General features: G+C 44.0%; 16 protein-coding genes and 2 tRNA genes. 5 read left to right on the plus strand and 13 right to left on the minus strand.

The window, feature by feature from the left end; translation table 11 throughout:
* Positions 1-31: 31 nt before the first annotated feature.
* Positions 32-925, minus strand: coding sequence for a glucose-1-phosphate thymidylyltransferase (locus FAI41_01745; protein QCE32405.1), 894 nt, complete (start codon positions 923-925; stop codon positions 32-34).
* A 28-nt stretch (positions 926-953) separates the two neighbouring features.
* Positions 954-2,030: a dTDP-glucose 4,6-dehydratase gene (gene rfbB / locus FAI41_01750; protein QCE32406.1), complete on the minus strand. Its 1,077-nt coding sequence runs from the start codon at positions 2,028-2,030 to the stop codon at positions 954-956.
* 141 nt (positions 2,031-2,171) lie between these two features.
* Here rfbB and FAI41_01755 point away from each other — a divergent pair, with 141 nt between their 5' ends.
* A complete protein-coding gene (locus FAI41_01755; protein ID QCE32407.1) occupies positions 2,172-2,843 on the plus strand; it encodes a DUF4232 domain-containing protein in 672 nt (223 codons plus the stop codon).
* Here FAI41_01755 and FAI41_01760 read toward each other — a convergent pair.
* From FAI41_01760 to FAI41_01795, 8 genes are all read right to left on the minus strand, one after another.
* Positions 2,779-3,426, minus strand: a complete 648-nt coding sequence (locus tag FAI41_01760) for a hypothetical protein (protein QCE32408.1) — start codon at positions 3,424-3,426, stop codon at positions 2,779-2,781. The genes FAI41_01755 and FAI41_01760 overlap by 65 nt on opposite strands.
* A 228-nt stretch (positions 3,427-3,654) precedes the next feature.
* Positions 3,655-4,998: a hypothetical protein gene (locus FAI41_01765; GenBank protein QCE32409.1), complete on the minus strand. Its 1,344-nt coding sequence runs from the start codon at positions 4,996-4,998 to the stop codon at positions 3,655-3,657.
* A 305-nt stretch (positions 4,999-5,303) separates the two neighbouring features.
* Positions 5,304-5,390, minus strand: a tRNA-Leu gene (locus FAI41_01770).
* Positions 5,391-5,511: 121 nt separating this feature from the next.
* Complete coding sequence (locus tag FAI41_01775; protein ID QCE33762.1) at positions 5,512-7,812, minus strand: nitric-oxide reductase large subunit; 2,301 nt, start codon at positions 7,810-7,812, stop codon at positions 5,512-5,514.
* 131 nt (positions 7,813-7,943) lie between these two features.
* Positions 7,944-8,915: an N-acetyl-gamma-glutamyl-phosphate reductase gene (gene argC, locus FAI41_01780; protein ID QCE32410.1), complete on the minus strand. Its 972-nt coding sequence runs from the start codon at positions 8,913-8,915 to the stop codon at positions 7,944-7,946.
* A gap of 15 nt (positions 8,916-8,930) precedes the next feature.
* Positions 8,931-9,479, minus strand: coding sequence for a GNAT family N-acetyltransferase (locus tag FAI41_01785; GenBank protein ID QCE32411.1), 549 nt, complete (start codon positions 9,477-9,479; stop codon positions 8,931-8,933).
* Between the two features lie 20 nt (positions 9,480-9,499).
* Complete coding sequence (gene ettA, locus FAI41_01790; protein QCE32412.1) at positions 9,500-11,179, minus strand: energy-dependent translational throttle protein EttA; 1,680 nt, start codon at positions 11,177-11,179, stop codon at positions 9,500-9,502.
* A 64-nt stretch (positions 11,180-11,243) separates the two neighbouring features.
* Positions 11,244-11,317: transfer RNA gene (locus tag FAI41_01795), tRNA-Met, on the minus strand.
* A gap of 262 nt (positions 11,318-11,579) precedes the next feature.
* On the opposite strand from FAI41_01795, the gene FAI41_01800 reads away from it, so the two are divergent.
* From FAI41_01800 to FAI41_01815, 4 genes are all read left to right on the plus strand, one after another.
* Complete coding sequence (locus FAI41_01800; GenBank protein QCE32413.1) at positions 11,580-12,104, plus strand: inorganic diphosphatase; 525 nt, start codon at positions 11,580-11,582, stop codon at positions 12,102-12,104.
* A gap of 105 nt (positions 12,105-12,209) precedes the next feature.
* Entirely contained in the window at positions 12,210-13,481 is a 1,272-nt protein-coding gene (locus FAI41_01805) for an AI-2E family transporter (GenBank protein ID QCE32414.1), read from the plus strand.
* A gap of 107 nt (positions 13,482-13,588) precedes the next feature.
* The gene (locus FAI41_01810; protein ID QCE32415.1) at positions 13,589-15,706 is read left to right on the plus strand and encodes a TonB-dependent siderophore receptor; all 2,118 of its coding nucleotides are present in this window, start codon (positions 13,589-13,591) and stop codon (positions 15,704-15,706) included.
* A 218-nt stretch (positions 15,707-15,924) separates the two neighbouring features.
* Positions 15,925-18,729 carry a TonB-dependent receptor gene (locus FAI41_01815; protein ID QCE32416.1) on the plus strand — a complete coding sequence of 935 codons (2,805 nt, stop codon included), beginning with the start codon at positions 15,925-15,927 and terminating at the stop codon, positions 18,727-18,729.
* Positions 18,730-18,747: 18 nt separating this feature from the next.
* Here the strand turns inward: FAI41_01815 and FAI41_01820 are convergent, their stop codons facing one another.
* The 3 genes from FAI41_01820 to hsdR are packed head-to-tail and all read right to left on the minus strand — an operon-like array spanning position 18,748 to position 24,919.
* The gene (locus FAI41_01820; GenBank protein QCE32417.1) at positions 18,748-20,010 is read right to left on the minus strand and encodes a hypothetical protein; all 1,263 of its coding nucleotides are present in this window, start codon (positions 20,008-20,010) and stop codon (positions 18,748-18,750) included.
* Entirely contained in the window at positions 20,007-21,455 is a 1,449-nt protein-coding gene (locus FAI41_01825; GenBank protein ID QCE32418.1) for an SAM-dependent methyltransferase, read from the minus strand. The genes FAI41_01820 and FAI41_01825 overlap by 4 nt, the downstream gene beginning before the upstream one ends.
* A complete protein-coding gene (gene hsdR / locus FAI41_01830; protein QCE32419.1) occupies positions 21,452-24,919 on the minus strand; it encodes a type I restriction-modification system endonuclease in 3,468 nt (1,155 codons plus the stop codon). Before hsdR ends, FAI41_01825 begins: the two co-directional genes overlap by 4 nt.
* Positions 24,920-24,929 lie beyond the last annotated feature (10 nt).

Consider the following 24,929-nt stretch of genomic DNA (forward strand, 5'->3'; position numbering starts at 1 on the left):
GCGCCTTTTTTTATGGATGAGATATCAATTTTTAAAAATTACCTTTATTTAACTCATTTCTCAGCAAACGTGCCAAGCTTGTGTTTCCGAGACTTTCAATGCCGGCCTCAAAACAATTTTTATCAATTCTACCCATATTATAGGCTGAGGCTAACGGGGAACCAACAGCATGTTCAGAGTAATCCTGTAAACCCTTAATCAATTCGGCGCCACGCAAAAGAGGTTCCGGCATGCCCACATCCATCCAGGCATATCCTTGCCCTAAACGTTCTACTGTCAACGCATTTTGTTCTAAATAAGCGTGATTAATATCCGTGATTTCAAGTTCATTTCGTACAGATGGTTTTAAAGAGCGTGCAATAGAAGGTGCACGACCATCATAAAAATAAACACCCGTTACAATCCATGAAGAAGGCGGATTTTTCGGTTTTTCGATAATATCTAAAGGCTTTCCCGCCTTATCAAAGGAAACAACACCGTATCTTTCAGGGTCACGAACCTGATGTGCGAAAACGATTGCCCCCTCAACAGAGCGGCTCGCCGCCTGAAGACGATCGGCAACGTGAGTCCCTAAAAGAATATTATCTCCGAGCATAAGCATGGAGGGGGCACCATCAAGCCATTCTTCTGCAATCAAAAGCGCCTGTGCAATCCCAGCAGGTTCAAGCTGTTCTTTATAGACAAGTTTTATGCCGAATTCCGACCCGTCCCCTAGAAGCTTTTTGTATAAGGCTGACTCCGTTGGCGTTGTAATCAGCATGATTTCAGATAGACCTGCTAAAATCATGGAAGAAAGCGGATAAAAAATAATCGGCTTATCATATAACGGAAGAAGATGTTTACTAATGACGTTTGTCAGCGGACGCAAACGTGTGCCATGCCCGCCGGCAAGTAAAATCCCTTTACGCGCTTTATGTGATTTCATCTCTCTAACATTCCTTTTCTTTAAGGATTTATTGCCCTTTAAAAGGAGCCTTTTTATCTCCAAGGCCCAAGCGCTCTCCGGTATAAAGAGCCTCACGAATATTCTTCCACCACGATCTATTTTCCAAATACCAAGCAACCGTTAAACGAATGCCGGATTCAAAATCGTTTTCAGCCTTCCATGAAAGCTTATTTTCAGCCTCTGTTGGATCAATTTCATAACGAACATCATGTCCTGGGCGATCTGTCACAAATTCGATAAGTTGAGAACGATCAAGTCCCTCTTGCGGTGCCATTTCATCTACAAGACGACAAATCTGCCTTACCACATCAAGATTGGTTCTTGGCTGTGAAGCGCCCAAGAAATAAGTTTCTCCAGGATGCCCTTGTTCAATCGCATCCGCCAAACCTTTTGCGTGATCTTCGACATAAATCCAATCCCGTTTTTGCTGTCCATTTCCATAAACGGGAATTTTTTTGCCTTCTAAAGCATTTAAAATAGCAAGAGGAATCAATTTTTCCGGAAACTGCCATGGACCGTAATTATTCGCTGTATTGCTGACAAAAGCAGGAAAACCATAAGTATGATACCAAGCTCTTACCAAATGATCCCCGGCGGCTTTACTGGCAGAATAGGGATTATGCGGCGCATAAGGTGTCTTTGCATCAAAAGGAGGATCCTCCATGGAAAGGGGACCGAAAACCTCATCTGTCGAAATTTGATGAAAACAGAAGGTTTCTTTCTCCTCCCCCTCTAAATGTTCCCAATAATGACGAGCAACTTCCAAGAGCGTAAATGTACCGCCGATATTTGTTGCAATAAACCCTGCTGGCCCGTCAATGGAACGATCAACATGCGTCTCCGCTGCTAAATTCATTATTTTTTGCGGACGAAATGTTGAAAAAGCTTTTTCCAACTGTGCAGGTTGCGTTATATCTCCCTGGACAAAATGGTATTTTTCATTATCCTCTAAAGAGGCAACGGATTCCGAAGAGGCAACCAAGGTCATGGCATCAAAATTTAAAACTTCATGCCCACGGGCAATCAACTCCCGTACCACGGCCGAACCAATAAATCCACAACCCCCTGTAACAAATATCCGCATGCTGATCCCTTTGATTGTATAGTAAATGCCTATATTTTTTAAACCTAGCTATTTTAAAACGCTCTTTAAGATAACAGACAGTTTTTCTCTAAGCTTCTACCTCTAAAATCACTTTTATTCCACCCCCCAAAAAGGTCTCTCTTGCCTACCTCTTTAAAAGAATATTTCTTTCTCCTGCCTTTATTTTGTGGGCCGACTTTCTTGCCGACATCTGCACAAGCAAAATCCTTAGCTGCGGCTTGTACAAGCGAGCAGATCGAAATCGCCTTTTTACCAGAGGAAGGGCCTTATAATGGGATGTCTCAAGATAAAGCCACTTTATTTTTCAGAAATATCTCCCACCAAGACTGTACACTACCAGAAATACCTAAAATTCAATTTTTAGATAAAGATAATCATGTTCTCTCCGTTGCACATGAAAAACCCGAAGAATATCACTTCCGACGCTTTCCACACCAAGAAAAGGAGCGCCCTTATCTTCTTCAAAAAAAAGAAAATAAGGGGCAGTCAAAAGCCTACACCATTCTTTTTTGGATTTCAGCACCGGTCTATGCAACGGGCGTTTGTCTTTCCCCGCAATCTATTGAGGTTTTACTTCCCCATATGAAATGGCAAGTGCCTTTTAAAAATACGATTTGCGGTGTCACCACGACACCTTGGTACCAAGAAAGCCATCTTAAAGAAGGAAGTAATCTCAACAGAAAATATATTTCGGCTCTCAAAGGGGAACCAGAAAGTCCAAAAGATTTTAGAGAAGATGAAAAGCCGATAGAAGCGAGCTCCCCAGGGCAATCTGAACCGCCAACAGCATAAAGATCAAGCCGCTGATGACATCGGCCCAACGCCGCCAACGGTTAAATTTTTCAGAAACCAGAGGATGCCCAAAAAGACAGGCAACGAGGCTGTACCAAATAATTTCCATGGCACCAATCATTACCATGATCGGCAGCCCCCACCCCCAAGCCGTATGCGCTGGCAAAGTCGCTGCAAAAATTGCCGCAAGCCAAAGCACAGCCTCCGGATTGGCTAAAGTCACAAGAAATCCTGTTAAGAAAAACCCTTTATTTTGATTTGTTTTTGCCTCTTGCGCCAAAATTTCTGACGAGAAAGGTTTAAAACTTTGCCAAACAAGTCGCACGCCTAGAAAAACAAGATAGAGGGCACCGACAATTTGTAAAATTTGATATAATTTTGGCGCATGGTCAAAAATTGTCTGAATGCCTGCAAAAGCGGCACCGCTCCACAACGTAATCGCCGCAGCATCTCCAAACGTTGCTAAAATAGCAGCCTTGCGCCCATGCAAAAAAGAAATCCGAGAGATAAGAACAAAATCCATTCCCGGCACAATCACACCGATGCCCCACATCCAACCGATGGTCATCAAAACTTGTAACATTATACGACTTTCTAAAATTAACCTTTTTTAGAAGATTTCTCCTCTTGTCTTTGCTTATTTCATAAAATGAAAATGATGATGAGAATAATTGGCATTAAATTTCAATAAAGTCATCTTATTATAATTTTGAGACATATTACTTATTTCTTACTTTCTTATATGAAATTCTAGATTGGAATCTTTCTCGGCCTAATCTTAATACTGAAAAAGAATGATTAGCAATTGTTTTTAATAAGAACAAACAATCGCTGCTGATGGTGATAAAGATGCCGTTGTATTGACCCCAGCGAGAGGAATAATAACTTCAGCAACCAAGCTAAAATGTTCGTTAAAACTATATTCCATTCCTGGCCCAACATCAAAAACATCTGTCCAATCTGACTCTTGATATTCTTGCCATTGCCCAGCTTCCCAACCCTTCATATTTACCGGCGCATTCCAGTAGCCAATTAATTCCAAATCCAACATAAATTTCTTGGTCACACCAAATTCAAAACCGGCTCCCGCACTTCCAAACTGGCTTGGAATGGCCCATCCGTTAAAATCCTGATCTGTCCCATAGGTTGACATGCCTTTAACACGAACATCTCCTGTTGTTTGATTGGCTTGTGCCCATAAATCTGTAATCAAAGCATGACCAAAAAAAGGAAAACTTGCCATCGCACTTACCCCAAAATTAAAAGACCAAGCCCCTGTACCTGTGCCATTGTTGGAATTTTGGAGATTATCATAAGGGCCGGTGGGTGCCTGCCCGCCGAGATAAGCCGTGACCAAAGGATAAGAATGATCCGGTGTCATACGGTAAAAAAGATCAAACGGAAGATCTTGCGCCTCAACAGAACCAGAGCGATCCCCCCCTCCCCAGCTATAGCTATAACCAGGATTAGCATAAACACTCAAACGTTTCGTGACGGCATATTGCAAATACCATTGCTGGGCAAAAGAATAACCCGGCGGATCATCCGGCACACGCCGTCCAAGATTATCAAATTGGCCATTAGGAACAGTTGCAATAAAATAAGGCTCAATCGTCCACTCTCCAGGATTTTCTCCAGGGGGAAATAGCTCATACAAAGTCCCCCCCGACCATTGCTCTGGCACGGGCTGATTGAAAAATTTATCTAAGGAATAAAGTGTCTGGTTTAACCAGCCTTTTTTATTTGACCACTTATTTTGAGTAGCCGTGGATAGTCCCATACTGCCGGCAAAACGTTCATAATCATAAGCGGGCTTTTCATAAGGGATGCCAGCGCTTGAATCATGCACCGGCGAATTTAAAGAAATAATATAAGAAGATTTACCGACTTTAGGGGCGGCAGGATATGTATTAAATGGTATTTGTTGCGTATTAGGTTGGGCGTTTCTAACAAAAGATTCTCTGCGCATATAAGCATAAGAGTTGCTTATCGGGGTGTCTGGTTCTGGGATAGCAAGGTGCAATTCATGTGTTTGCGCCTGAATTTTAGCCACATGGTCAAGTTGCGCAAAAGCAACCCCTCTCTCAACGAAGAATACGCAAAGGGCTGCAAAAAGAAGCGAAAAAATTCTTTTTATACTCAGGGTATTAAACATGAAGCCGAAATCTCAACATTCCCTTTGATCTTTAACCATTCAAAGAACGTAAAAACAAAAATTCCCTTCTATTAGAATAGAAAGGAACAGCTGCGAAATTTACTTATGCCAACACAAAAATATCGCCCTAAAAAGGACGATAACCGAAAAAAGCGCACCCAGAAAATAGAAAAACTACTTCTTTGCGCCTTTTAAAAACGACTTTATTTTTTCAATAATCCCCGCAAAGGGACATTTTGGAGCATTTATCATCTCGTTCTTCCTTTGCCGACACTAAAATAGTGAGTAATCTATCTTTAAAAAAATGGTGCGAAAGGGGGGATTTGAACCCCCACGTCCTTTTGGGACGGTCGATTTTGAGTCGACTGCGTCTACCGTTCCGCCACTCTCGCACAAAACATGACTCTGTTTAACCGATTTCTTTCTTTCAGAAAAGCCCTTTTATAAGAATTATTCAAAAATAAAAAAGGAGAGGTAAAAACCTCTCCTTTTTCTGTGAAACAATTCTCTTTATTAATAAAGCTTTTTCGATTCCTGTGAAAAAAGACCTATCCAGCCTTTAAATGCGAAAACAAAAGCAGGAAGAGACCCAAAAAGAATGAAGATAAGATCTCCAAAGATGCGACTCCACTCAATCGTTTCTGCTAAATGGCTATGGATATAAGCCTCACTCCGTGCATGCCAATAACCATTCGTCATAACATCCCAGAGTTGAAAAAGGCCTCCCGGAAATAGGCTCGTGACACACATCAAGGCCAGTCCGAGATTTGTTCCAATCAAAGAAACTTTGACCCATTTTTCCATTTTCTGCCACTGCTCTGGCGTTGCGAGATTCTGAAGCACCAACACAACCATCGCTAAGGCTAACATGCCAAACACACCCATAAAGGCCGCATGGCCGTGGTTTGCTGTCAGCATTGTCCCGACTTCATAATAGCTCATAATTGGCATATTGATGAAAAAGCCACAAATACCAGCACCGACAAAGTTCCAGAAACCACAGGCCACAAGATAATAAAAGGCATATTTATGCACCACGGAGGAACCGCCATCTGTGTCACGTTTTGTCGCAGAGAAGAAATCCCATGCTTCAGCACACATCAATGTCAGTGGCACAACTTCCATTGCGGAAAAAAGTGCTCCAAAGGCAAACATAATTTGACTTTGTCCTGTGAAATACCAGTGATGGCACGTTCCCAAAACACCGCCCATAAAGAAGAGAATACCATCAAAATATACAGTGCGTAGAACGGTTTTAACCCGAACAATCCCGAGCATATAAAACATGACGCCGACCAAAGTGGTCGCAAAAAACTCCAGATAAGCCTCAACCCATAAATGAATGAGCCAAAAACGCCAAATTTCCACCATCGAATAATTCGTTTTATGACCAATAAAGAGTACCGGCACATAAAACAAAGGTACTGCCAAAGTCGCTAACCAGAAAACCCGAATAAGCGCTCTATCCGCTTTATTCTCATTTTTGCTTGCACGGCCAAGCCAGAACAACAAGGCAAACCAGCCAAAAAGACCGATCGCAAGAAGAAAATGCCAAAACTTACCTTGTTCCAGCCATTCCCAACCTGTTGCCCCAAACCATTCCCAAAAATCACCGGTTAGCTGTAAAAAACCTGCCCAAATACCAAGAAAGGAACCTGCAACAACAACGATAAAGGCAGCAAATAAGCCATTAATCATCCATTTTAAAAGGTTGGAATGCGCAAGCTTATCCCCCTCTGGACGAAGGCCGATAGCCATATAAAGACTGCCGGCAACATAAGCCGTTGCCACCCAGAAAACGGCGCACTGCAAATGCCACGCACGTAAGAGGTTAGAGGGAAACCAATCGTAAAGAGGAAGACCATAGAAACTGCTGGGATCGGCACGATAATGTGCAATTGCTCCGCCCATCAATGTCTGTAGGAAAAACAGGGTTACGGCAACGAGCATATATTTACCCAAGGCACGCTGTGCCTGTGTTGCTGTTCCCGGTTTTAAACGTGAGGGAAGCTGCTCTTTTAACTGACTCACCCAACCTGCACTTGGATAACGGTCACGAATAGCAACAGCGCCACCAATCCCTGCTAAAAGGGTCAGCGCACTTAAAACACTCCATAACACTGCCCCCGGCATTGGAATATTTCCAGCATCCGGATCGTAAGGAAAATTATTGGTATAAGAATGATCCGTTCCTGGACGTTTCGCAATGGAGGCCCAAGCCGCCCAGTCAAAATACGCAGCCATTTGACGCAACTGTGTCGCATCTGTGATGAGGTTTGGTTTCAACCCACCGTCATGTGCCGGATTTTTCACATATTCAGCCCAATAAGCAGGCGATGTTTTCCATGCTTGCGCTTCAGAAGCATTTAAACGCAGCGTTCCTGTTTTCGGATCATATTCATTCCGCTTTAAAACAGTTGCAACCTCTGCATTAATTGCCGCTTTTTCGCCTTCATTCAGCTTTTTATAACTTGTCTGATATTTTGCCTGCGCCTGATCTTCATGCAAAATAAGCGCTTCACGGTGCAATGCTGCTGCACCAAAATCTGGCCCTAAATAAGCGCCATGCCCCCAAAGACTCCCATTATCCATCAGGCCGTAACGTTGAAAAACATTCTGCCCTTCTTGGATATCTTCCTTTGTCGCAATGACAGAACCATCTGCAATATTAACAATTTTATCAGGAATTGGCGGAGAAATTTGAGGCGTATGTGCTGTAATATAAATAAGCGCAATGGATGCGATCACAACAGTAAAAATGAGAGCGCGCCGCCACCACGGAGAAAGTCGATCAGGATCTTGATCTCTTTCCATAAGCTTTGACGCATCCACGGATGAATAGGACACGAAGACCTCCCTTCGTTCGGAGAGTTAAAAATGCATATTTCAAATACGTATTAAATCCGAAAAAACGGATAAACAAGAGAACAGGAGAAAAATTTGAATTAAATCAGTCCTAAGCGACCTTTATGCATCAGTAAAAGATTAGTCAGCGCCCCACCGGCGGCTCCCTTCCCTAAATTATCAAAATGCGCACTAATCAAGGTACGTCCTTTTTGCGTCCCATGTATTCGAATGAGCAGATCATCTCGTCCTGCCATTTCTTCAGGAGCGAGGCGCTCTTCTGAGAGGAGCGCCTTACCATCGAGAACCCTTATCCCCCTTCCCTCTTCTTCTATAAAATCAGCATAATATTTTATAAAAAGCATTCTGATTTCCGCTAAAGAAAGCTGCCGATTCAAAAAATCATTTTGCAGCGGACAAAAAACAATCATCCCCTGCAAAAAATTTCCAACTGACGGTATAAAAAGCGGCTCTCTCTCAAGGGAGGCGTATTTCTTAATTTCAGGTAAATGCTTATGCTCTTGGTTGAGCGCATATAATTCAAAAGCGGGCGCATTGCCACTTTCCCATGTGGAAATCATCCCCTTTCCGCCACCGCTATAGCCCGAAACGCCGTGAAGAGAGAGAGGGTAGTTTTCAGGGATGACTCCTGCTTCTATCAACGGTCTTAAAATAGCAATTGCGCCTGTTGCATAACAGCCGGGATTGCTCACCCTATGGGCATAAGCAATTTTCTTTGCGTGCCCTCTTTGTAACTCAGGGAAACCATAAATCCACCCCTCTGAAACACGATGGGCAGAGCTTGCGTCTAAAATTCTTGTTGCTGTTTTTTCGGCCAAGGAAACAGCTTGGCGCGCAACGGAATCCGGCAAACATAAAACGGTAATATCCGCTTTTTCCATCATTTCCTGACGTAAGGATTCTTCTTTACGGTATTTTTCAGGAAGATGCAGAAGGGTAAAATATTGCTGAATTTTTACATTCTCAAGGCGCTTTTGCAAAGACAAGCCCGTGGTGCCAGCAGCCCCATCAATAAAAATCGTTGTTTTTTCGTTTCGTTGCGCAAGATTCATCCGTCAGATGTGACCTTATTTTAGGGAGGAAATGTCTAAAGGCGCTTTTGCCTCATAAATCCACATAGGTACCTGCTTTCGGATGAAAATACCGCAGGGCGACATTCCGACACTGCTCAAGATACGACGAGAAGGCAAATTATCCTCTCTGACCAAGGCAATAATAGAGGGTAAACCCGCTTTAAAAATAAAATCTAATGTAGATAAGACGGCCTCTCTCCCCATTCCCTTCCCCCGAAAAGATGGTGATATTGCAAAACGAAGCGCAAAGCCAGACCAATCCGGACGCTGATGCACCCCCGAGATTCCGACGAACGCCGCTTTTTTAGCAACATCCATCCCTCGCAAACGCAATGTGAACATCCCCAGAGCATTTTCCTGCCAGAAACTCAGATCTTTTTCCAGCTCTTTTTGGGTCTGTTGGGGTGTCCGAATTCCCCCCAACATATGGGAGAAACTTTGAGGATCTGCCTTAAACTTGGCCAAATCCTCAAAATCATCACGTGAAACAGGTGTTAGTAATAAATGCGGCGTCAAAATCCGAAAAGATTCTGACTGTTTCATAAAGCACTACGCCTTAAAAATTACCGAACCACAGGACGGTAGCGTAAGCGACCCGGCTTAACTGAATCTGCCCCTAAGCGACGTGTTTTATCCTCTTCATAAGCTTGGAAATTCCCCTCGAACCACTCAACATGCGAATCCCCTTCGAAGGCTAGGATATGTGTCGCTAAGCGATCCAGGAACCAGCGATCATGGGTAATCACCACAGCACATCCTGCAAAAGTTTCCAAAGCTGTTTCCAACGCTCTCAAAGTATCAACATCAAGATCATTGGTCGGTTCATCCAATAAAAGAACATTATGTTCTTTCCGGAGCATCTTAGCTAAATGGACACGGTTACGCTCTCCACCGGAAAGAATACCGACCTTCTTCTGCTGATCTGATCCTTTAAAATTAAAAGCGCCGACATAAGCACGTGAAGGGACGGTACGCTTACCAAGATGAATAACATCTGTTCCGCCGGAAATTTCTTCCCAAACCGTTTTTTCATCATCCAAGGCAAAACGAGACTGATCGACATATCCTAGTTTTACCGTCTCCCCCAGAGTTAAGGAACCTGAATCCGGTGTTTCTAAACCTGTCATCATTTTAAAGAGCGTGGACTTACCTGCACCATTTGCCCCAATAACCCCGACAATGCCACCTGGTGGAAGCTTAAAGCTCAAATCATTGATAAGCAGACGATCCCCAAAACCTTTTGAAAGCTTATCGGCCTCAATAACCGTTCCTCCCAAGCGTGGTCCAGGCGCAATCACAATATCCGCAGAACCATTTCCCCGATCACCGCCATCTGCCAACAATTCCTCATAGCGCTGAATACGTGCTTTGCTTTTGGCCTGACGTGCTTTTGGAGAAGAACGTATCCACTCCTGCTCTGCCGCCAAGGCACGCTGACGGGAACTTTCTTCTTTTTCTTCCTGAGCAAGACGTTTTTGTTTTTGTTCCAGCCAAGAGGAATAATTTCCCTCAAAAGGAATGCCACGTCCGCGTTCAACTTCCAAAATCCAATTGGTCACATTATCAAGAAAATAACGATCATGGGTAATGACCATGACAGTCCCTTGATACTCCCGCAATGTGCGTTCTAACCAAGCAACGCTTTCTGCATCTAAATGGTTTGTTGGCTCATCAAGAAGGAGAATTTCAGGCTTTTCCAAAAGCAAACGGCACAAAGCCACACGGCGCTTTTCTCCGCCTGAGAGATGTTTCACAGAAGAATCCGAAGAAGGACAACGCAAGGCATCGAGCGCAATATCAAGCTTACGGTCAAGCTCCCAGCCGTCCCCCGCATCAATCTTTTCCTGAAGATCTGCCTGCTCCGCAAGCAAATCATTCATTTCCTCATCACTCATCGGCTCCGCAAAGCGGGCGGAAATCTCATTGAAACGCTCAACATTTTTGCGGATTTCACCAAATCCCTGTGCGGCATTCTCACCAACTGTTAAATTCTCATCTAACTTTGGCTCTTGCTCTAGATAACCAACACGAATGCCATCTGCCGCCCACGCTTCACCGCCAAATTCTTTATCTTTTCCAGCAATGATTTTAAGTAGTGTCGATTTACCGGCACCGTTGACCCCCAAGATACCGATCTTAGCACCCGGCATAAAGGAAAGGGTAATCCCTTTAAAAAGCTCCCGTCCGCCAGGAAAAGCTTTTGTGAGATCTTTCATCACATAGACATATTGATGGGCAGCCATGTGACCCCTTTCTATCAAAATTGGAAATTATAAATTTGCCGTAAATCATAAATGCAAAACGCCCTGCGCCCGGCAGGACTCGAACCCGCAACCAATCCGTTATGAGCGGACGGCTCTAACCAGTTGAGCTACAGGCGCATAGGGCGCTGAGCGTGAATTTCTCTCATTCATTCTTTTTTTTCAAGCCTTTTTTACAAAATAATCACATTTCTTTTGTAAAATTTTTGAAAAACTAGTTTTTCAAAAAGAGATTTTGTATAAAGGAACGAGGCTGAGTAAACGCATAAATACATAAAAGGTAATATTTTACGGATGCAGGGGGATGCCTTCTGCCTGATATTTTCCTTTTTAAACAGCATTAAAACATTTTGAATATTCTTTTAAAGGACAAGTCAGAACAATGGACGTCTCTAAGATTCCTGCTTTTATCCCTAATTCCAATGACATCCATGTTGTTATTGAAATTCCTGAAAATTCCAGAATTAAATATGAGCTTGATAAAGACAGCGGCGCCATCATGGTAGACCGTTTCCTCTTTACCCCGATGGCCTATCCCGCCTCTTATGGATTTATTCCAAATACGCTCGCAGCTGATGGCGATCCTGCGGATGCTTTGGTTTTAGCTCCTGAAGCGATCGTTCCCGGCGCCGTTATTCGTGTCCGTGCGGTTGGCGTTCTTAAAATGGAAGATGAATCCGGACAAGATGAAAAAATCATCTGCGTTCCTTCCGATAAAATTCATCCGGGCCTTGCCCATATCAAGCATGTTTCAGACCTTCCAAAAATTACGCTTGATAATATCAAACATTTTTTTGAACATTATAAAGATCTTGAGCCAAACAAATGGGTAAAAGTAACCGATTGGGGTGATGAAAACGAAGCGCTCGAAATCATTAAAGATTCCGTCCAACAGGCTCAAAAATAATAAAACTTGTCCCCTCAATAAAGCTGGAAGATAACGCTATTTTCCAGCTTTTTCTTTTCGTTTTTTAAAAGCTACGTGCTTTTTGTTGGTAAAGTTTTCATCGTTATGCCCTATTTAAATGTTCTCTCGAACAAAGAACTCCAGAAATATGCCAGGTTTTTCTTAGCGATTTGCATTATCACGGCGAGTACGTTGCTTTTACTCCCTTTCCTGCCAGCACTTGGCTGGGCTGTGATTATTTCCATTTGCTCTTGGCCGCTTTATTACCGTGCGGAAGGTTTCTTTCCTAATAGCAAGCACTGGCGTCCGCTAATCCTCCCAACATTGGCCGTGACGCTTATCAGCCTGCTCGCCATTGCCCCTATCTGCTACTTCACCTATGAGGCCAGCATTCAGGCAATTGATGCCGTCCCTTCTTTTATGTCAATGATTCATACGGGACTTCCGCTGCCAAAATGGTTTGAGAAATTTCCCTTTATCAGCAATTGGTGGGATAAAAACCTTTCTTCTGCGGAAGGAATCAAACATCTTGCGCAATCCATTGACGTAACACCGGCGGCAAACCTGACAAAAAATCTCAGTTTAGCCGTTATGGACATCACCGTTCAGTTTACTTTTGCCCTCACTGCCGTTTTTTGCATTTTAAAATATAGCAATGTCCTTATCATACAGGTCAATCGCGTCAGTATCCGTTTTTTTGGTGCGCAAGGCGAAGCTTTAGCACAGCAAATCGTTGCCTCTGTTTACGGCACCCTCACAGGGTTGGTGCTGGTTGGGATCGGAGAGGGCGTCTTAATCGGCATTATCTACATTCTAGCACAGGCGCCACAAGCCCTTCTCATGGGATTGGTCACGGGCATTAGCTCTATGATTCCTTTTGTGGGAACTTTTGTTCTCTTGCTCTGCTGCCTTGTCATTGCCTTTAAATCCGTTGCTTGGGCCATCGCCTGCTTTATCATCGGCTATATTATTCAATCCATTGCAGATCAGTTTGTGCGTCCTGCGATGATCGGTGGCCGGACAAATCTTCCTTTCCTTTGGGTTTTGTTCGGTATTTTGGGCGGCATTGAATTGATGGGACTACTGGGTCTTTTCTTAGGCCCTGCCATCATGGTCTGCATGACCAGTCTCTGGCGAGCATGGGCGGCGCCTCCAGAAGTGAGAGAGCACACAGACGGCGTTTCCGTAGGTGAACCCCCTGTCCCCTCCTCCATTAAACTTTCTCCCCGTCAACTTCGGGAGATGGATGATATTGCCAAACAGGAACGTCAGGCTGCCTATGAAGAGGCTGAAAAGAAAGATAGAGAAACAATACTCAAACTTGAGAAAAAATTTCATCTTCACACCCGTAAAAAGAATGATATAGAAACCGAATAGTCCCTCTTTAAAAAGAATCTATCCGAAAGGTTCCTTCTCTAACTTTTTTTGACTGCGATCTCTCTTCTACCCCGTGCAAGGGGAAATTCCTTACCTTTCTATTTTTAATGCTCACGGCCGGTTCCTTTTCTTATAAGGCAACCGCCGCTGAGCGTCTCCACGTGAAAGGTGTTATAAAATCCCCTGCACCCACCCCAGCAGAACAAATATCGGGCATCAAGGCCGACTATCTTAATAAAAAGGCCAATTTTGGCCCCTTAGGAGATTTAGATCTCCAAAAAGCCCCCTTTTCCGTCATGCAAACAAGCCATGATGTCGTTGAAAACCAACAGCTAAGAACTGTCGACCAAATGGTCGGTTTTATGCCCTCGGTTCAAGTTCAGGCCAGAGGCGACAACCCTGTTTTTACAGGCATTGTAAATCGTGGCTTTACCGCTGATAAATTTTCTAACTCCCGTATTGATGGGCTTAATGCTAGCTTTTCGACGCCCTTAGCAACAGAAGAAGTCGATAGTTTAACCGTTTTGAACGGCATATCTGGAGCTATTTACGGACCTGAAAGTCCTGCAGGAATGGTTGAAGTCGCCTTAAAGCGCCCAACCGATAAACCCTTTTTCAATTTTAATTTTGGTTATGATTCAAATGCCTCCCCTTTGGAATCTCTTGATACTTCCTTGGGTAAAGGACCTATCAAAATCCGCTTTAACTACATGAATCAAACAGGCCAGATGTATGTCAAAGGTTCCAATCAATGGCGTAACGCCTATAGCGGCGATATTGATATCCAGCTTGCCAAACATACAAAATTAGAGCTGGATGGCAGTCAGTATAATATGTCCTATTCTGGACTTCCGGGGATTTTTGCCTATGGCGCCAACATTGCCCTTCCCCCTGCTCCAAGCGCTGCTGTTCCCGGTTACGGGCAATCCCAAGGGGGTGTAAATGCCTCTACCGCCTTAGGGGTGATGAAATTAAAACATGATTTCAGCCCTAATCTACATCTCACTTTAGGCGGACTTTATCAAAGCTCCCCAAGCTATAATCATTCGATCACCAATACCATTTTGAATAATCAAGGCGATTATAATCAAACAGTGACTGCCATTCCGATTGGGCGTGAATTTTCGATTTGGAGCAATACAGCCTATTTAAATTCAACATTACGAACAGGCTTTATCCGCCACAACCTCAATATCGGCACCAACGGCTATACGGCGGATATGGATTCGCCTACACAATTTCAGTCCTTTGATATTGGAACGGCCAGCTTGGAGAACCCACAAATTGTTCCAGGTCCACAGCCAAAATTTTCTGGAAGCTACCACCAATCCACCACCCAACAGCAGAGTTTTCTTTTTGGAGATTACATGGATCTTGGAAAATATGTTTCCGTTATGGGACAATTTTCATGGGGTTGGATCAATCTCGAAAATTATAACAAACAGCATCAAATAACTTCCCAATCTCATGCTTATGGCGATTTTTCACCCTCTGTTGCAGCAACTTTTCACCCGACAAAATCTTTTAGCGCTTACTTTAATTGGGGAAAATCCATTGGTGCCGGCAGCCAAGCCTCCGCCGGTTCTCTCAATGCGGGAGAAACGCTCCCAATTTATCATTCAGAACAATATGAGGGTGGAATTAAATATCTCTATCGAAACCGTATCAATTTTAACCTTGATGGTTTCACCATGACACGTCCCTATGCTTTTACAGATCCGATAAGCAAAATTTATGGCTATAATGGTTTGCAAAGAGATTCCGGTATTGAATTTCAAACATCAGGGAGCCTCACGCCAGAAATTTCTATTCTTGGCGGCGTTACATGGCTTCACCCTTTTTTAGAACATGCCAGTGCACCAAATTATGAAGGAAAGGAAATCGCTGGTGTCCCTGAATGGGCCTCTAATTTCCTTCTTGATTACCACCCTAAAATCTTACATGGCATGGCCTTTAACGGTAACATTCACTATGTCGGGCAAAGAGCGGCAAATGTTTATGATACGAGTTGGGCAGCACAATATGTCACACTGGATTTAGGTGCTCGTTTTACAACGAAAGTTTGTGATAAAAATGTTACTTTTCGCTTTGAAGTCGATAATGTCACACAGGAAAATTATTGGTCTTCGCTCACACCAAGTGCCAGCCCCGGTAGCGGTGCTAGCAATTCTGCGGCTTTGGGTTTACCAAGAACTTGGCACCTCACCGCCTCTCTCTATTTTTAACTTTAAAACGAGAAAAAGAGACGATGCAAGAATCACACTTGCTCTTAAAATAAATTCCCTCTATATCTCGGCTCATCAATTAAGTCGTAACTTTTTGGGATTTGACCATTGAGCTGTTTCGCCACCTTTGATCACTTGCGCCCTCCGGCACAATTTTATTTCCTTACAGAGATGGCAGAATTATTCCGCCCTCTTTTTTCTAAGGTAGCCCACTCACAATGAGGATCAGGGCGCAAAAATACCAAAAACCCTTTTTCCGCCCGCTTTGCGCCCTCTTAAACCCCCTAAAAAATCGATTTGTTCTAAAATCTTTGTTGATTGCGAGCGCTGTTCTTTTTTCCCAAAAGGAATCAAGGGCGCAAGAGACGAAAGAGAAAGAACAATCGATAGCGCAAACAATCGCTCCTCTCCCCTTTCAGCAGCAGGGCGTTGGGGCAGATGATCATTCAGAAAAAACATTCAACCCTGAAAACAGCCCGAGCTACCAGCATTATTTTGCCCACCCACTCTCTTTCGCTGACCCTATTCCCTCAGATAATGATCTTTTAGATCCATCTGATCCTCGCAACGGCGCAACCTATAAAAAATTCTTTATACCTGTTGCGGATCGCTCCCCCCGTATCAAAAAGAGAAGAGCTGCGGGCGCACATGCCGGTCACGAACATTTAGGTGCTATCGGACACCGCCGTCACAAAGTAAATATTGCAGCTTCTACGAATGCTGAAACCACTATCGGCCGTGCAACTTTAGAACATTTTGCCGAAGGCACAAATGCTTTGCAGGCTTTAGCCGCATCAACACCGGGCGCAAGTTTCCAATCTTCAGATGCAAGCGGCTTGGATGCTTTTGCCAATACATTCTATTTACGTGGCTATAACCAGACACAGCTTGGCTTTACGATGGATGGTATTCCCTTAGGAAGCCAAGGCTATGGTGGAAAAGCCGGCGCAGATGCCAATCAGATTATTATTCAGGAAAATATTGCCGCCCTCTCTGCCTCTCAAGGTGCAGGCGGACTTTCGACACCTTCCGCAACGACTTTGGGCGGTACGGTTACCTATACGACCTTAGACCCCAATGATAAATTTGGGGTTCATATTAGCCAGCAATTCGGCAGTTTCAGCGGTTACCGTACCTTTGGCAAGCTCGATTCAGGAAAGCTGAATAAAACAGGAACAAAATTTGCTGTTTCTTTTTTAAGAAATGCGCAGGATCTTTGGACCAACAGCTATGCAAGCCAGAAAGAGATGGATCTCCTGGCCCCTTATGGCGGCGCAGGTAAGCGCCCATATGGTTATAATAGAGAAGAATCTGTTAATTTTAAATTTGTTCAACCGCTTTCAAATTTCGGAAAAATTACCGTCACCTCAAACTGGGCAGACCAACCTGAATATGGGGCAACGGATAACACAGCCTCTATGAAAAAAACATTAGGCTATGGGGATTATAATTTTGCCCCTGATTATAATGCGGCAAATAATCTAGCAGGTGCTTGCAACAAGAAACAAGCCAGCACCGATCTCTGCAATCTTGTCTACGGCAATACAGAAGTTCAACGAGTCTATTTGGAAGGGTTAAAGGCAGATTTTCAAATTAGCCCGTCTATCAAATCCAGCACCGTTGCTTATGGCCAGGTTACTGACAGCCGTTCCGGAACCGCCTCAAGATTTTACAAAACCCCTGACTATGCCCCGGGTGGCGCCTCCAATATGGGGATTTCAGATGAGCATACAAAAGGCAGACGTGTCGGTGCCACACAAAATTTTTCCTTTCTCTTAGGGCATCGCAATACGCTTAGAACCGGTGTCTGGTATGAAAATAACCGCTATCATGCCCCTAAATTTTTCTATCCGCTCAATGGTGCCAATCAAACCAATAATGATTTTGACTTAACCAATGCCAATGGCGTCTTGGCCAGCAATTCAGTCTTTACCACCAATACCTTTCAATTTTATATCGAAGACGGCTTTAAAATTGCCAGAGATATGACTTTTACCTATGGGTTTAAATCTTTGGTACAAACCGAAAATGGCGGCTGGTATGACAGAGCAAGCGATGACACGCTCTGGTCTTGGGGGGCCGGTAGTCCTGGCGGAAATGGACAACCTGCAAGCTATTCTTACCGTGGCCCTTATGGCCGTTTAACACAGTCCAATGCCTTTCTGCCGCATTTTAACTATGACTGGAAGTTCCTGAAAAAACATGAATTTTATTTCGATGTGGCCGAAAATATGCGCCCCATTGATGCCGGCGGTGCGGCATGGAGCTATAAACTCGGAAATGATTCAAATCCAAATAGTGGGCAAGCAGCTTTTGAACAGGAAAAAAAGAATCTCCGGGGCGAACGCACTTGGAACTATGTCGTTGGCTACCGCTATAGCGCTAAAGCTTTTGACTTAGGCTTGGATTATTACCATACCGATTATATTGGCCGTCTTGGCACTGTTACGATCGGAAATGCGGCAAGCTCGACACAAAGTCAGTATTTGGCCGATCTTGGCAATGAAAAAATGGATGGTATGGATTTGGTCGGCCTCGCCCACCTCTCCCACATGCTCCGCATTCCGGATTCCCTAGGAAAATTGGATTTTATGAACAGCTTTTCTTATAACCATGCGGTTTATGAAGGCTCTGTGCCGGGTGCCAATGGCACAAGCATCTCCCTCCAAGGCGTTCAGCAGGTTAATTACCCTCGCTATATGTATAAGACAAATCTCCATTATATGAATGGCCGCTTGGCTTGGGATCTGAATGTCAATTATAATAGCCGCACGAATGTCACCTATTCCGGCGATGTCAAAAATCCAGGCTATTGGACTTCTGAATTTACAGGCTCTCTTTTACTGGGGCCACAAGGACATCGGGACCAAGTCAAGCTAGCCTTCTCTGTGAGTAACCTCTTCGGCCAGCATTATACAACACAGATTAATAACCTCGGTACCTCTGTCACCGGCGATAAAACACCTAACCTCACATGGGCAGCACCAAGAGAGTTCTTTGGCTCTATCAATGTTGCCTTTTAAAGAAATTTAGAAAGAGGCTTAATAAAATATTTTTCCGCTAAAAGCCTCCTTGAGCCAAGCCTGTTTTAACGGTGCAAGATTATCCAGCGCCTGCTGAATATGTATTTCCAGCTTTTCCGCATAGGCAAAAGAATGCTCAATTTTCGCTACAATCCTTTTCTGCACTTCAAGTGGTGGGAGTGGAAATAAGCATTGTTTTAATAATGGAAAATGACGACGATAGCCTAAATCCTTTACAGGATTAGTTTCAAGATAATACTGTAAATATTGAGGCAAAACACAACTATGCGTTTTTAAAAGCTTAATACCATCAGCTCCCTGTGCAAAAGGCTTATAAAGTAATTTGACAACCCTCGTATGGTCACCGAAAACAACAATTCCATTCTCTGGAATTACAAGTATTTTCTCATTGTTGGTATAGCCCGAAATCTCTTTTTGAGACTGATCAATAATAGGATAAAGACCTTCCTGCTTGTATTTAGATGCTGGTATTTTTTCCGGTGGAGATAAGACACTAATAATTTCAATTAATCTCACCCATTTCCAGCCTTCCGGCAGGGTGTATGGGATTTCTTCCTCTTTAATCGGGGCAAGAATTTTTCTTTTTTTCTGGCCAGCTTGTTCTGCTTTGATTTTCTCCAATAGAAGACTGGCAGGCTCATCATTTGCTTCCTGAAGTACTAATTTACCCTGCATGGCACGCTGTAAAACAGCTTGGCGGAAGGCTTTGATTTCCGGCAAAATCTTTTCCAAACCTGCCCTAGCGCTATCGAGTTTTTCAAAGCGTGCCTCTAAAATCACCACAATTTTTTTCTGCACTTCAAGTGGTGGGAGTGGAAATAAGCATTGTTTTAATAATGGAAAATGACGACGATAGCCTAAATCCTTTACAGGATTAGTTTCAAGATAATACTGTAAATATTGAGGCAAAACACAACTATGCGTTTTTAAAAGCTTAATACCATCAGCTCCCTGTGCAAAAGGCTTATAAAGTAATTTGACAACCCTCGTATGGTCACCGAAAACAACAATTCCATTCTCTGGAATTACAAGTATTTTCTCATTGTTGGTATAGCCCGAAATCTCTTTTTGAGACTGATCAATAATAGGATAAAGACCTTCCTGCTTGTATTTAGATGCTGGTATTTTTTCCGGTGGAGATAAGACACTAATAATTTCAATTAATCTCACCCATTTCCAGCCTTCCGGCAGGGTGTATGGGATTTCTTCCTCTTTAATCGGCGGCAGGACTTTCTTTGTTTTTTGGGGCTTTCGGCTCACGCTTCTTCTACTCCCTGCATGGCGTCTATTTCCAGCATGGCCTGCTGCAATTCCTGCTGGATGATTTCTAAGATTTCTTCGGGTTCTCTGGTATCTTCCTCGCCCAAGCTTTCATCCCTCAGCCACGAAATATCGAGATTATCATTTCTCTCTTTAATCATTTCCCGGCTGAAACAGCGGAAACGGCCAGTCTCCCCCTCGTCTATTCTTAGCGATTTGCCGTATTTATCTGTCCCGTAAGCCTGCTTAAAATCTTTAAAATGCGCCTCTGTCAAAGGCGTTGTTTTTCCAAAAGACGGCATGTTGCTGCGCAAATCATAAATCCAAATTTCTTTGGTATTCTCTGTTTCCCGTCGCCCTTTGGTCAAAAACAGCACATTTGTTTTCACGCCCTGCGCATAGAAAATCCCTGTCGGCAGTTTCAAAATTGTATGTAAATCGCAGCAATCCATCAGCCATTCCCGCAATCGCCGTCCGCAATTATCCCCCGATAAAACGCCATCCGGCAAAACAATCGCCGCACGTCCACCGGGTTTCAAGCCCCTGACAATATGCTCAACAAAAGAAAGCTGGCGGTTCACCTGTCCACTGGTAATCACGAAATCTTCCCGTTGGGGCGGGCCGTCACTCTTACTGCCAAAGGGCGGATTGGTCAGGACAAGGTCCGCTTTGGGCAATCTTTCTCCATCCGGGCTAAGCGTATCGCCGAGGCGCACAGCCCCCATTCCATCGCCCTCAATATCGTGCAGATAGAGATTCATCAGACAAAGTCTGTGTACTTCGGAATCAATTTCAATCCCTGTGAAAGCTTTCTTTCTTTGAAACATTTCCGCTTCGGATGAGAGAGACCAAGGATCAATTTTTGCTCGGGCGGAGGTTAAAAATCCCCCTGTGCCTGCCGCAGGATCTTGGATGATTTCGCCGGCTTCAGGCTGCATCAGCTGTACCATGATTTCCACAAGGGGACGGGGGGTGAAATATTGGCCGGCGCCGCTTTTGCGCTCACCGGCATTTTTCTCCAGCAAGCCTTCATAAAGATTGCCCAAACCATGTTCCCGAGCCTCGAACCAATCTAATTTATCAATATTATCCACGAGGCTTGCCAGATTGGCAGGTTTTTTCAGCATCGTCGCCGCATTGCCGAAAATCATCCGCACGACACGATCCTCCGTGATTTGGTCATCGCCAAGATCTAACAGCATTTTCCGATAATAGCTAAGCTGTTCTACCCCTGTTTTTTGAACAAGTATCTCCCAATTATAAATGGATGGCAGGCGACTATTTTTCCCTGTTTCCTGCAGCATTTTCAAAAAAAGGAGATAAGTTAATTCGGTGACATATTGATGATAATTAACACCGCCGCCCCGTAGAACATGGCATAACGACCAGAGCTTTGCCACGATGTCATCCACTTTACGCTGTGCCTTATCCAGATTCTCTATCATCCTGCCTTTTCCGTCTCATTTTTTTGATCCCAGAGGGATTCATTAAATAGGGTGAGGACATTTTCTAAATTGCCCTCTAACTGCGCATTCATTCTTTTAAAGCCGCCTAAATGATCAAAAGGCGGTTCATTCAGCGCCTCTTTATCGACAATCATTTCCAGCTTTGCCCGCTTTGCAATAAGCTCCAGCCAGCGTATCTGTCGAGGGATCCATTTCCGCTGTTGCTGGATTTTTCTCAGGGCCTGATTAACCCGTTCCTCATAAGGGATCAAAGGCTCTCCAATCGCCTCATGGCGGATAAAACCAATCAGTTTTGCTGCAATTTCGACATTGGTGCTTTCCCGATAGGCTGTTTCGAGTTTTAGCTCTGTAAAACCTTCTTTATCCAAAATTCTTTGCAGTTCTTTTAAATCTTTACGTGTCAGCTCTGCCGGACGTGTCGCAATGAGGCTTAAGGCCGCAATATGATTTTGATTCTCTAAGACATATTGCCGAAAACTCTGTAAATAATCCGCCGGTTGCTGCCCCTTGCCGTAACCGGTGCTGACCAATATTTCCGCTGGATCATCCGCCAGTGTGGAAACCACAGCATGACGGCGGCCGAGTTTTCCCTCTTCTAAAGATTTTTCAGAAGATTCATGGTCTAGCCAATACGCAAATTCTGGCCCGAAAGAGACTATTTTATCCTTAACTTCTTCAATCTTTTCACTGGCCTCTCTCACCGCTTCCGCTTCTGAAGAATCGCCCATATCAACCGAAAGCGTTGTCACTTTCTCAAGGGATTCAAGAAATTTTTCCGGTGTTTCACCGGTTTTTTCCGCAAAAATCTTTTGCCATTCCTGCCCTGCCTTCTCACCTGTGTTCCCGATACGGTTTTTAAGTTTGTAAGCAATTTCTTTTAAAATAAACTGGTTTTCTGAAGGGTTAAGATTTTCTTTCACCGCATTTTTACCGACAGCCAATTCACTGAAAAGATGCGTAAAATCCAATTTTGGATTTTTAGCCACAGAGATCATATTAGTGACATCCTGCATGGCCTCATAAAGTCTTACCGCATCATAAATTTTAAAAGCACGTTTTTCAAATCCTTCTTTTTCAAGCGTGCATAAACGTGTCGCTCTACCAATCATTTGCTCATACAAAATACGGGAATTCACCCTGCGGACAAAAACCAATGACGTGATTTTTGGAATATCCACCCCCGTGGTCAGCAAATCCACCGTTACCGCAATCTTAGGGGCAGAATCATTGCGAAACGCTCGAATGAGGTTTTCATTATTGAAAATATCGCCTGTGATACGGACAATATCTTTATCCTGTATTTGATCCCCGAGATCCCGATAGGCTTTTCTCAAGGCATAAACGAGTTTATCGGCATGTTTGCAGTTCACCGCAAAAATCAGTGTTTTTTCCTGTGTTCCCTCTAAGGGGATAAGGTCGGCTAATTTTTTAGCAATCGCTTCGGTCGTTGAATCCGAAACAACCTGATTGTTAAAATCTGAAACATCAAATTTCAATTCATCCGGCAGATTGCAGGTAATAATCTCCCCTGTGCGGCGATCTAAAATTTTCTGCTCACTACCGCCCTCTAAACATATCCCCTCTCGGCTAAGCTTTGTTTCGATTTGGATGGGCGGCTCATGGTCGGCTAAATAGCCATCCAAAACAGCCTCCCGATACGTATAGGTAAAGACAGGCTGCCCAAAAATTTCAATCGTATGCGGCGCCGGTGTTGCGGTAAGGCCGATTTTTACCGCATCAAAATGATCTAAAGCCTGACGATAGCGGGAAAGGTAATATTTCTCGGAACGAAAACTTTTTGCGCCCTCATCCATCTCCCGATCTTCAATATAGCCGCGGTGGGCCTCATCAACAATGATAAGGTCATATTGATCGCCCGGAGGCGGCGTTAAGGATTTTTCCTCCCCGTTTTTACCCTCTACCCCAAGAATCTCCGCCGCAAGGCCTTGGATCGTACGAATATCTATTTTTATTTCAGAACCTAAATTTTCTCCTTTTTTTGAATGCAGATGCCGCATCGGAAAAATATCTGCGAGCGACTGGGAAAGACGGATTTTATCACTTCCAAAATGATCGCCGGCTTGTTTCCCTAAAGTTGTCCGATCCACGACAAAACAAATACGGCGAAAACGATTTACCTCAAGAAAGCGGTAAATCATCGCCATTGCTAAACGTGTTTTCCCAGTGCCGGTCGCCATTGCCAGTAAAAGATTACGGCTTTTCGGCTGGTCAAGTTCACGTTCTACGGCCCGTATGGCTCTGATTTGATATTGCCTTAACCCTAAATCCTGAAGCTGTTTTTCCGGCGCTGTCTCCCGGAGTTTCCGTTGCGCCGCTTGCCAATCACGTTTTAAAGCCTCTGCCAGCCCCTCTGGTGTTGGAAAAGTTTGGATATGGCGTGCAGCATTACAATTTTTACGTAAATCCCGAAACCAAATGCCGCTGGAAGTTGCATCCTCTTTATTAAAAGGGCGGCCATTTGCGGCAAAAATAAAAGGCACACGATAGGCAGGATTTTCGATCTCCCCGCTCATAAGGGCACCTCTTTCAAAACGCACATTTTCCGCATAAAGCGTCGCCTGCGATTCCAAAACAGCCATGACCCCGATTTGAGATTTTTTCGTTTCTAAAATCCCAACCAGTTCCAAGCCTATAAATAAGGCATAATCCGCACTTTTTCTCTTTTCACAAGGCCATTCCGCAATGGCCAGATTGCGCCCCTTTTCTGGAAAAACGCCCGCCCCGAAACGCAAATTTTTACTATCTGCCTCCCAGCCCTGATCTCTTAGCTTCTGGTCAATAATCTCACGTATTTCTGCCTCACTCAGATGAAATAAGGCGGCAGCCTTAGCCTCGCCCAGTGCTTTCCAAGTGCGTCGCTGCGCTGCCTTTTCAGATTCTGATTGTTTTTTTAGCTGCTCTTTCAGGGCTTGATTTTCGGCCTGCAAGTCTTTGAGAATCTGTTCAACTTCTTGTTCTGTTTCCTGCTGATCTAGAGGGGGCTGCTTTAAGAATGTCTCTGCTGTCGGGAGGACAAAATCCTCATAACGGAATGATTTTTCAATATAAGTGGTGAAAAACCAAACAGACACTGCCCAGCCTTTGCGTAACAAATTCTCCGCCTGTTCTCTATTTCCAGTGCCCGCATGTACCGCACGATTTCCCAATTTTCGGATATCGTGAAAAACATCCAGCACCTCTACGGGCAGGATGTCCTCTGCCTGCAAAACACCCAGCAGATCTTTTTGTGTAAGCTCCCGCTGATCCTCACCATAAAGGTCAATCTGATTTCTGACGGCAATTTCTTTGGTCAAACTTTCCGCAAATTGACGCAGCTTCATCATGCATGTATTGGGATCGTCCAAAAAATAACGCTCGGCAAATGTCCCTAATTTTGCAATTTTTGGACAGGAAAAAGCTAAAAACTCAAAATTTTCAGACATCCTAAAACCT

This window comes from Acetobacteraceae bacterium (assembly GCA_004843165.1).
GTDB lineage: Bacteria > Pseudomonadota > Alphaproteobacteria > Acetobacterales > Acetobacteraceae.

What these genes read in the sequence shown, in the direction of transcription:
- FAI41_01745 (QCE32405.1), bottom strand. Translation starts at nt 925, where the DNA reads ATGAAATCACATAAAGCGCGTAAAGGGATTTTACTTGCCGGCGGGCAT.
- rfbB (QCE32406.1), bottom strand. Translation starts at nt 2,030, where the DNA reads ATGCGGATATTTGTTACAGGGGGTTGTGGATTTATTGGTTCGGCCGTG.
- FAI41_01760 (QCE32408.1), bottom strand. Translation starts at nt 3,426, where the DNA reads ATGTTACAAGTTTTGATGACCATCGGTTGGATGTGGGGCATCGGTGTG.
- FAI41_01765 (QCE32409.1), bottom strand. Translation starts at nt 4,998, where the DNA reads ATGTTTAATACCCTGAGTATAAAAAGAATTTTTTCGCTTCTTTTTGCA.
- FAI41_01775 (QCE33762.1), bottom strand. Translation starts at nt 7,812, where the DNA reads ATGGAAAGAGATCAAGATCCTGATCGACTTTCTCCGTGGTGGCGGCGC.
- argC (QCE32410.1), bottom strand. Translation starts at nt 8,915, where the DNA reads ATGAATCTTGCGCAACGAAACGAAAAAACAACGATTTTTATTGATGGG.
- FAI41_01785 (QCE32411.1), bottom strand. Translation starts at nt 9,479, where the DNA reads ATGAAACAGTCAGAATCTTTTCGGATTTTGACGCCGCATTTATTACTA.
- ettA (QCE32412.1), bottom strand. Translation starts at nt 11,179, where the DNA reads ATGGCTGCCCATCAATATGTCTATGTGATGAAAGATCTCACAAAAGCT.
- FAI41_01800 (QCE32413.1), top strand. Translation starts at nt 11,580, where the DNA reads ATGGACGTCTCTAAGATTCCTGCTTTTATCCCTAATTCCAATGACATC.
- FAI41_01805 (QCE32414.1), top strand. Translation starts at nt 12,210, where the DNA reads ATGCCCTATTTAAATGTTCTCTCGAACAAAGAACTCCAGAAATATGCC.
- FAI41_01810 (QCE32415.1), top strand. Translation starts at nt 13,589, where the DNA reads ATGCTCACGGCCGGTTCCTTTTCTTATAAGGCAACCGCCGCTGAGCGT.
- FAI41_01815 (QCE32416.1), top strand. Translation starts at nt 15,925, where the DNA reads ATGAGGATCAGGGCGCAAAAATACCAAAAACCCTTTTTCCGCCCGCTT.
- FAI41_01825 (QCE32418.1), bottom strand. Translation starts at nt 21,455, where the DNA reads ATGATAGAGAATCTGGATAAGGCACAGCGTAAAGTGGATGACATCGTG.
- hsdR (QCE32419.1), bottom strand. Translation starts at nt 24,919, where the DNA reads ATGTCTGAAAATTTTGAGTTTTTAGCTTTTTCCTGTCCAAAAATTGCA.